The organism is Paenibacillus sp. SEL1 (genome assembly GCF_054602535.1).
Genome location: NZ_CM137723.1, coordinates 4,613,025 through 4,622,320, shown reverse-complemented (window position 1 = coordinate 4,622,320; position 9,296 = coordinate 4,613,025). Strand labels below are relative to the sequence as shown.

The 9,296-nt window shown below is 47.5% G+C and carries 3 protein-coding genes and 2 rRNA genes; all 5 read right to left on the bottom strand.

What is annotated here, in order from left to right; all coding sequences use genetic code 11:
* Nucleotides 1-49: 49 nt before the first annotated feature.
* Complete coding sequence (locus ACYCSE_RS21475) at nucleotides 50-1,915, bottom strand: ABC transporter ATP-binding protein (protein ID WP_446676210.1); 1,866 nt, start codon at nucleotides 1,913-1,915, stop codon at nucleotides 50-52.
* The gene (locus ACYCSE_RS21470) at nucleotides 1,890-3,785 is read right to left on the bottom strand and encodes an ABC transporter ATP-binding protein (RefSeq protein ID WP_459699794.1); all 1,896 of its coding nucleotides are present in this window, start codon (nucleotides 3,783-3,785) and stop codon (nucleotides 1,890-1,892) included. The genes ACYCSE_RS21475 and ACYCSE_RS21470 overlap by 26 nt, the downstream gene beginning before the upstream one ends.
* Before the next feature lie 215 nt (nucleotides 3,786-4,000).
* On the bottom strand, nucleotides 4,001-4,825 hold the full coding sequence (locus ACYCSE_RS21465) for a thioesterase II family protein (RefSeq protein ID WP_459699792.1): 825 nt from the start codon (nucleotides 4,823-4,825) through the stop codon (nucleotides 4,001-4,003).
* A gap of 959 nt (nucleotides 4,826-5,784) precedes the next feature.
* Nucleotides 5,785-5,901: ribosomal RNA gene (rrf, locus tag ACYCSE_RS21460) — 5S ribosomal RNA — on the bottom strand.
* Between the two features lie 150 nt (nucleotides 5,902-6,051).
* Nucleotides 6,052-8,979 (bottom strand): 23S ribosomal RNA (locus ACYCSE_RS21455).
* Between the last annotated feature and the right edge of the window lie 317 nt (nucleotides 8,980-9,296).

Here is a 9,296-nt window from a genome sequence, read left to right as displayed (position 1 = left end):
CCGTCTCTCTCCTCGCAAAATAGATATTGGTAAAAGGAAATTCGCATATTTATGCGGTTTGTTCCTCGGGATGCTTTCGAAATTGAAGCTCATACAGCTCTGCATAATGACCGCCCTCGGCAAGGAGCTGATCATGGGTACCCTGCTCTTTCAGCTCGCCATCGGCAAGGACACAGATCGTATCCGCCCGTTCAATCGTAGACAATCGATGGGCAATAACTAATGTCGTACGATCCTTCATCAGCTCATTTAAGCCCTGTTGGACTTCATATTCCGATTCTGCATCCAAAGCCGAGGTTGCTTCATCCAACAGCAAAATCGGTGCATTTTTGAGCAAAGCACGAGCAATTGCGATCCGCTGTCTTTGACCGCCAGACAAATTGGCTCCGCGTTCACCGACAATCGTGTCGTACCCCTCTGGCAGCTCGGCTATGAAGCCGCTGGCATAGGCTGTTTTGGCCGCAGCCTCTACTTCCTCATCCGTGGCAGTCGGTGAGCCAAAACGGATATTATCCGCTACTGTACCGTGGAAAAGCGTAGCCTCCTGTGGTACATAGGCCATCAAATCCCTGACCTCATCCAACGGAAATTCTTCTGCCAAGCGACCACGAACCCGCAGCACACCTTCGTCCGGTGGGTAAAATCCCAACAACAGCTTCATGACTGTGCTTTTGCCGCCGCCACTCGGGCCGACAAGCGCGGTTACCTGTCCTTCTGGCACAACCAAGTTTAACCTTTGCAGCGTTGGATGGTCAGGCTGATAGCCAAAGGTGATGTCGTGCAGCTCCAGCGCAGCCGGAGTCTGTTCAATGGCATGGTCTGAACGCAAGGTCTCAACATCGCCATAGAATTCCCCAGATTCACGGGCTGATAAAGCTGCCGTCTCGGGATCGATAAGCCTAGTCAGCGGTCCCTTCTTTTTAGCCGCGGGGAACTGCTCTTCTTCCTTCGACTCATCCAGAATTTCGCGGATACGCGCCAAGCCTGCCAAGGAGTTTTGTAACAGTGTTACAGCCGCCCCTAGCTCCAAAAACACCGTTGAAATACCGGTTTGCAGCTGCACAATCTGTCCTAGTACTCCCAGTTCCATTTGCTTCTGCGAAACCAGAATTAATCCGGCGACAAGCACACCGCCCAGCGTAATGAACTCAATGACAAAATTGCACATATCCTGCAAGCCCATATGACGTCCCTGCCGGATGCTGATGCGGTTTATGTCCTCGCTTGCAACATTACAAAGTCCGCCTACCTTTGTCCTCAACCCAAACAACTTCACCGTCTGCAAACCGGAAAGCAAATCACTCAATCGTTCCGTGAACCTGCTCATCCGTCCCTGTAACTCTTCACTCGTCTTTCGCATTTTCTTGGCGAAATGAGCATTGATCCAGGCTGAAGCCAGCCCAAGTAAAACCGCCATAATCCCAAATCGCCAATCCAGCGTCATCAAAATGACCAACGAGCCCAAGAAAAGCGAAATTTCCAGTATAATCGAGCGGATATGAACGGTGTAAGCCTGCTCCAGCGTCTGTACATCGTTCGTCATGCGGGATACAAGATCACCCGAATGGTGTTTTTCGGCTTTTTCGTACGATAGCTTGACAATGTGACCAAATAGTTTCGTTCGTACATTGGCAATCGCCAGCTTTACACACCGTTTATACATATAGCTGCACAGGGGGGAAATAAGACTTAATGCCAAAAATGTACCACTGACCAAATAGACCGCTCGGTATAGCTCCTGTAAATCGCCATTAACCGCGAAATTCAGCAAATAATGCACCACAAAAGAAAGTAAAATCGTGATGCTAGCATTGGTCAGACTATTGCCAACCAGCCCGGTAAAATACCATTTTCGGTGCGGCTTCATCAGGGACATCAACTGCTTAAATTCATAAAACCCCTGCTTGAAGGTCACGACGCTCACCCCTTTCCTCAGGCAACGAATTACCGTTTTCCGCCGTATGCTGTTCTTCTTCAAAATTCTTCAAATACAGCTTTCGGTACACACCATCACGACCTAGTAATTCCTCATGAGAACCCGATTCCACAATGCTCCCCTGATCGAGTACAATAATGCGGTTCGCCTGACGTACGGTTGACAGTCGATGAGCAATGACCAGTACCGTCCGGTTTTGCATTACCGCATTCATCGCATTCTGCACCTGAGCCTCCGACTGACTATCGAGTGCTGAAGTCGGCTCGTCCAATAGAAGCAGCGGAGCATTTTTCAGTAATGCTCTTGCTATGGAAATACGCTGTTTTTGACCGCCAGACAATCCGCCTCCCCGCTCGCTCAACAGGGTTTCATAGCCCTCGGGAAGTTGAACAATAAAATCATGCGCATGTGCCGCTTTCGCCGCCTCGACAATTTCTTCCCGAGTCGCCGCCAAACGTCCATATCCGATATTTTCTGCAATGGTGGCCGGAAAAAGCGACGGCTCCTGAGATACCATCGAAATATGACTGCGCAGGCTTGTTAAATTCCAATCTGTCAAACTCTTTCCAAATAGTTGAATGGTTCCAGCATGCTCTCCAGGTTCATTAAATCCGCAAAGCAGCTTGAAAATCGTGCTTTTACCTCCACCGCTGGCACCGACAATCGCCACCATATCCCCTTGCCCTGCCTGGAAGCTGATATCCTTCAGCACTGTGTTCCCTTCATCGTAGCCAAAGGTCAAATGCTCAAAGCTGACTACAGCAACACTATCAACGTCATCATCACTTTCTGCTCCGCCTTCACTCATTCGGTTGGCTTTCCCATTTGCATCGTCTTTCAAATGAGGCGCCTCATTCTCTCGCTTCTGATCTACCAAGGTCATTTCGCCATCCTGACGTTCATTCTGCCAATCCAGTACCTCAAACAAATGCTTTGCGGCTCCACCCGCTTCCTTCATTTGCGAAATGATCGTCGGCAGCATGGCAATCGGCTGCAATATGAACGAAATCAGGTATAAAAAAAGTACAATGCCTCCAGCATTCAGCTCTCCATGTTGTATCAGGTATCCTCCGTATACAATGACCAAAATAATCGGTGTTGCTAGCATCATCACACCTACCGGAGTAATGGCTGCATAGCGCTTTTCTAGCCGTAAGCCGCGCTTGACGACCTCCTCCATAATCACCATATACTTCTTCAACAGCACAGCTTGCATATTGAATGCCTTGACGATAGGGATTCCTCCGATTGCATCTTGCCCCACAGCGTTCAAATGAGCAATTTTCTCCTGAAGATCCGCAGAATATTTTTCAATCGGCTTGCTCATTAGTGATGTTATGATCATTCCTATTGGCATGAGCGCAAGACTTGCCAATATCAGTTTCCAGCTTGTCAGTAAAAGCAATATGAGTGATGCCGTAAACACAAGCGGTAAATAAAACAGATTGGCAAACTGCTGGATAAAAAAGTTCTGTAATACTGCCGTATTATTGGTTAGACGGGATACCAAATCTCCGGTAAATTTCCTTTCCACGCTGGAAACTGGTAAATCGCAAAACTTATGTACGAGATCGCCTCTCAAGTCGCACAGAGCACTAACACTAAATCGCGCTGAAGCGTACCTCATCACAAACTTACAGGGCATTCCAATTAGCGTCATACCAACAACCAGATAGATCATGTTCTGGGTAGAGGAGAATGTCCCCTGTGCCATTTGCTCAATGGCCTTACCCAAAACAATGTCAATAGCTGCCAAACACAAGGAGGCGATCACCGTTATGAAAACCCATAGATTATACGGCCTTACATAACGTGCGAGTCTCCGAAAAGCAGAATTTAATCGAAACAAGGGCATCCCTCTTTTCGTTGCCCACACTTTATCAGTGCGAACTTTTTATATTGGCTGTGGACGTCGTTGAGATAAACTCTGGGTTTGGATGCATGAGTATCCGTGCAGAATAAAATGCGATTTGGAACTATGCTGGAATTTGCATCTTGGTGTGGGTTGGTTGTTGATTGTTGCTGAGATGGTAATAACGAAGTGTATCGTGATGTGTGGGACATTCAACTCTGTCTGAATCGTGGTTGTAGGGTGCTTGTGTTGTAAGCTGTATGAGCTGCCGCCACGTGGCCCATCGGCGAGGATGTAGAAAGAATGTTCTCGACTGTGCTCATAACCTCTTGTTCTTGTTCATGGATGAAAAAGTGATTACCTTCGAACATCCGAACATCCATAGGTGATGTCGTATGTTGTTGCCAGGCATGGAGTGAATCTGTGCTAACCTCAAAATCCTTTATTCCGCCTAAAACGGTCATCGGGCATATCAGTGGATTTCCCGGCTGATAAACATAAGTTTCACATACCTTAAAATCTGCACGCAGACGAGGCATAATAATTTGCATCAATTCTGCATTTTGCAGCACCTCTTCAGGGGTTCCCTGCATTAAACGAAGCTCTTCCGTGAAAGAATCGTCTGCTAAATCATGGAGCCGTTTTTTGGAATATGGAAGATGTGGTGCGGATTTACCAGATATGATGATATGCACAGGTAGCTTTCCAGTTTTGCTGTATAACTGCCGTGCTGTTTCGAATGCAATGAGCGCCCCCATACTGTGCCCAAAAAAAGCGAACGGCTTATGCATGTATGGAGCCATAGCGGGAACCAACGATTGAACGATGTCTTGAAGAGTATCCATTGGAGCTTCTGTTGAACGGCTTTCACGTCCTGGAAGTTGTATAGGCAGCACGGTAATGTCAGGCGCAAATCTGGACTTCCAAGAGTTAAATATGTAAGCACCACCACCGGCGTAGGGGAAGCAAAATAGTTGGAGCTTCGCAGTCGGTTGGACCTCTGTTTTCGCGAACCAAGATTGCGATCGAGTCGTCATATGAATTCCTCCATCCTCTATGCATTTCATAATTTTACAGTAAATCCTTATATCTCTTTTTTTCTTCCAACACTTTCTAACTGTTTTTAAATATACAAACTTTAAAACCACTTGGCATGGGACAAAAGGGCTAAATTGATAGAGCTCATAAAAATAAAATAAAATCCATATTATGTTATTTGTTTCCAAAATTCAAAAGCAACAATTTCACTTTTTGTATTAGTTATCTGTCAATCATGATCTGTTAATTTAGTTTAAAACGAAATTTTAGGTTTTCACGAATTTTGTAAAACTAAACTCATTATGATTTACATTGAAGCTCCACCCCCTTATCCTACAACAATTTTATCTTTACATGCCATTAACATAAATGTAACAAATTCAACCTGATATCATCCGACAAATTCCGCCTTTTTCCGCAACTCTCTTTAACCTCCTAAATAATGGATTCAATTTGTATCAAGCTCACATAAGCCAAAACTAATAACTCTTTAATTTTGTAATAAATATTGTTATTTCATAGTCCTAAAGGACCCTATTTTGCATATTTTTTTCTGACTCTTCGTCTAAAAAATTCAGTTCGGATTGAGTTTTTCTCTCCCATTGCTATGAATTTTCTTTTCAAACTCTAATAGAAACGTTTCTATCTCAATTCAAAATTACCTGTTCTCTAGAAATTTATAGCCTTACTTTTAATCTTTCACCCCCTCAAAAAACAGTAACGGCAAAACAGCAAGGCTCCCTGTTGTTGGAGCTTGCTGCATTATAAATTTCATTATGTTTGACTTCACTATCGGTCGTTATGCAGAGCGTTGTAAGCTTTATTGTAGTTATCCCCCAATCTTATTAATTTAGTGGGATGGAGTATATGTATGGGTTTCTTGTATAATTTCCAAAACGCGAAAGCCTTATGGTATACAAAAAGAGCACAGCCCATTAAGGCTGTGCTCTTTTATCTTGCTTGGCGACGTCCTACTCTCCCAGGACCCTGCGGTCCAAGTACCATCGGCGCTGGAGGGCTTAACGGTCGTGTTCGGGATGGGTACGTGTGGAACCCCTCCGCTATCGCCACCAAACATGAATTTGCTGCGCAAATTCTTCCGTATGGTTATTCGGTTCATCACTTATTGTGTGAATGAATAGCCATGCGCTTGTTGTATGTATTTCTATATACCTTCAAGGTCACACCCTGAAAACTGGATCCGAAACTCATTTGCGTTTTATCTTAGGATAAGCCCTCGACCGATTAGTATTGGTCAGCTCCATGCATTACTGCACTTCCACCTCCAACCTATCTACCTCGTCGTCTTCAAGGGGTCTTACATACTGGGAAATCTCATCTTGAGGGGGGCTTCACGCTTAGATGCTTTCAGCGCTTATCCCTTCCGTACATAGCTACCCAGCGGTGCTCCTGGCGGAACAACTGGTACACCAGCGGTACGTCCATCCCGGTCCTCTCGTACTAAGGACAGCTCCTCTCAAATTTCCTACGCCCACGACAGATAGGGACCGAACTGTCTCACGACGTTCTGAACCCAGCTCGCGTACCGCTTTAATGGGCGAACAGCCCAACCCTTGGGACCTACTTCAGCCCCAGGATGCGATGAGCCGACATCGAGGTGCCAAACCTCCCCGTCGATGTGGACTCTTGGGGGAGATAAGCCTGTTATCCCCAGGGTAGCTTTTATCCGTTGAGCGATGGCCCTTCCATGCGGTACCACCGGATCACTAAGCCCGACTTTCGTCCCTGCTCGACTTGTAGGTCTCGCAGTCAAGCTCCCTTCTGCCTTTGCACTCTTCGAATGATTTCCAACCATTCTGAGGGAACCTTGGGGCGCCTCCGTTACTCTTTAGGAGGCGACCGCCCCAGTCAAACTGCCCACCTGACACTGTCCTCGCACCGGTTTACGGTACCAAGTTAGAACCTAGATACGATCAGGGTGGTATCCCAAGGATGCCTCCTCTCAAGCTGGCGCTCAAGATTCAACGGCTCCCACCTATCCTGTACAGATCGTACCCAAATTCAATATCAAGCTGCAGTAAAGCTCCATGGGGTCTTTCCGTCTTGTCGCGGGTAACCTGCATCTTCACAGGTATTAAAATTTCACCGGATCTCTCGTTGAGACAGCGCCCAAGTCGTTACGCCATTCGTGCGGGTCAGAATTTACCTGACAAGGAATTTCGCTACCTTAGGACCGTTATAGTTACGGCCGCCGTTTACTGGGGCTTCGGTTCATAGCTTCGCTCTTGCGAGCTTACCACTCCCCTTAACCTTCCAGCACCGGGCAGGCGTCAGCCCGTATACTTCGCCTTGCGGCTTCGCACAGACCTGTGTTTTTGCTAAACAGTCGCTTGGGCCTTTTCACTGCGGCCCCCTCGGGCTATTCACCCTACCGAGGCACCCCTTCTCCCGAAGTTACGGGGTCATTTTGCCGAGTTCCTTAACGAGAGTTCTTCCGCGCGCCTTAGAATTCTCTTCTCGCCTACCTGTGTCGGTTTGCGGTACGGGCACCTTCTCCTGGCTAGAGGCTTTTCTTGGCAGTCTGAGATCATGACCTTCGCTACTATAATTTTCGCTCCCCATCACAGCCCAGCCTTACGATGTGCGGATTTGCCTACACATCAGCCTCACTGCTTAGACGGACATCCATCAGTCCGCGTCACTACCCTACTGCGTCACCCCATCGCTCATAACGGATTACGGTGGTACAGGAATTTCGACCTGTTGTCCTTCGACTACGCCTATCGGCCTCGCCTTAGGTCCCGACTTACCCTGAGCGGACGAACCTTCCTCAGGAACCCTTAGGCTTTCGGCGGATCTGATTCTCACAGATCTTTTCGTTACTCATACCGGCATTCTCACTTGAATGCAGTCCAGCGCTCCTTACGGTACACCTTCAACCCGCATTCAACGCTCCCCTACCCCTGATGCAAGCATCAAGCCATAGCTTCGGTGGTGTGTTTAGCCCCGTTACATTTTCGGCGCAGAGTCACTCGACCAGTGAGCTATTACGCACTCTTTCAATGGTGGCTGCTTCTAAGCCAACATCCTGGTTGTCTGTGCAACTCCACATCCTTTCCCACTTAACACACACTTGGGGACCTTAGCTGATGGTCTGGGCTGTTTCCCTTTCGACAATGGATCTTAGCACTCACTGTCTGACTCCCGGAACTAAATCGATGGCATTCGGAGTTTGACTGAGCTTGGTAACCCTTGCGGGCCCCGCACCCAATCAGTGCTCTACCTCCACGATTCTTCTTTCCGAGGCTAGCCCTAAAGCTATTTCGGGGAGAACCAGCTATCTCCGGGTTCGATTGGAATTTCTCCGCTACCCCCACCTCATCCCCGCATTTTTCAACATGCGTGGGTTCGGGCCTCCAGTGCGTGTTACCGCACCTTCACCCTGGACAGGGGTAGATCACCCGGTTTCGGGTCTACGTCCACGTACTCAAGTCGCCCTATTCAGACTCGCTTTCGCTGCGGCTTCAGCTCTTCACCTTAACCTTGCACGGGAACGTAACTCGCCGGTTCATTCTACAAAAGGCACGCCATCACCCCTAAATAGGGCTCTGACTTCTTGTAAGCACACGGTTTCAGGATCTATTTCACTCCCCTTCCGGGGTGCTTTTCACCTTTCCCTCACGGTACTGCTTCACTATCGGTCGCCAGGGAGTATTTAGCCTTGGCAGATGGTCCTGCCGGATTCATACGGGGTTTCACGTGCCCCGCACTACTCGGGATCCGTCTCAGAGAGAACAAGTTTTGAACTACAGGGCTTTTACCTTCTCTGGCGGGCCTTTCCAGACCTCTTCATCTAACCGGTTCCTTTGTAACTCCATGTGAGACGTCCCACAACCCCAAGGAGCAAGCTCCTTGGTTTGGGCTAATCCGCGTTCGCTCGCCGCTACTGACGGAATCACTATTGTTTTCTCTTCCTCAGGGTACTTAGATGTTTCAGTTCCCCTGGTCTGCCTCTATTCTGCCTATGTATTCAGCAGAAAGTGACTGTCGATGAAGACAGCCGGGTTTCCCCATTCGGACATCCCCGGATCAAAGCTTGCTTACAGCTCCCCGAGGCCTTATCGTTGTTCGCCACGTCCTTCGTCGGCTCCTGGCGCCTAGGCATCCTCCGTGTGCTCTTTGTAGCTTAACCTAGTATTTACATCGTAAATACGATTCGCTCTGAATTTCGGTTCAACACGAATGTTTGAATAAAATTCAAGGCAGCTACCTTTATTTCACTTGTTTACACAAGATCAGCTTAAAGGAATATTCTAAAACGCAATTTCGTTTCGGTATCCAGTTTTCAAGGTGCAATATTCTCTCCGGCTTTAACCCCGGTAAAACATCATATCAAATTCCTCAACACTTGAATACAAGTATATTTTGGAAATCCGATGTGAGAGTTTGAACTCTCAAAACTGAGCAACGAGTGAGTAAGTTAAGGATATTCATTTCATTTACACGAAC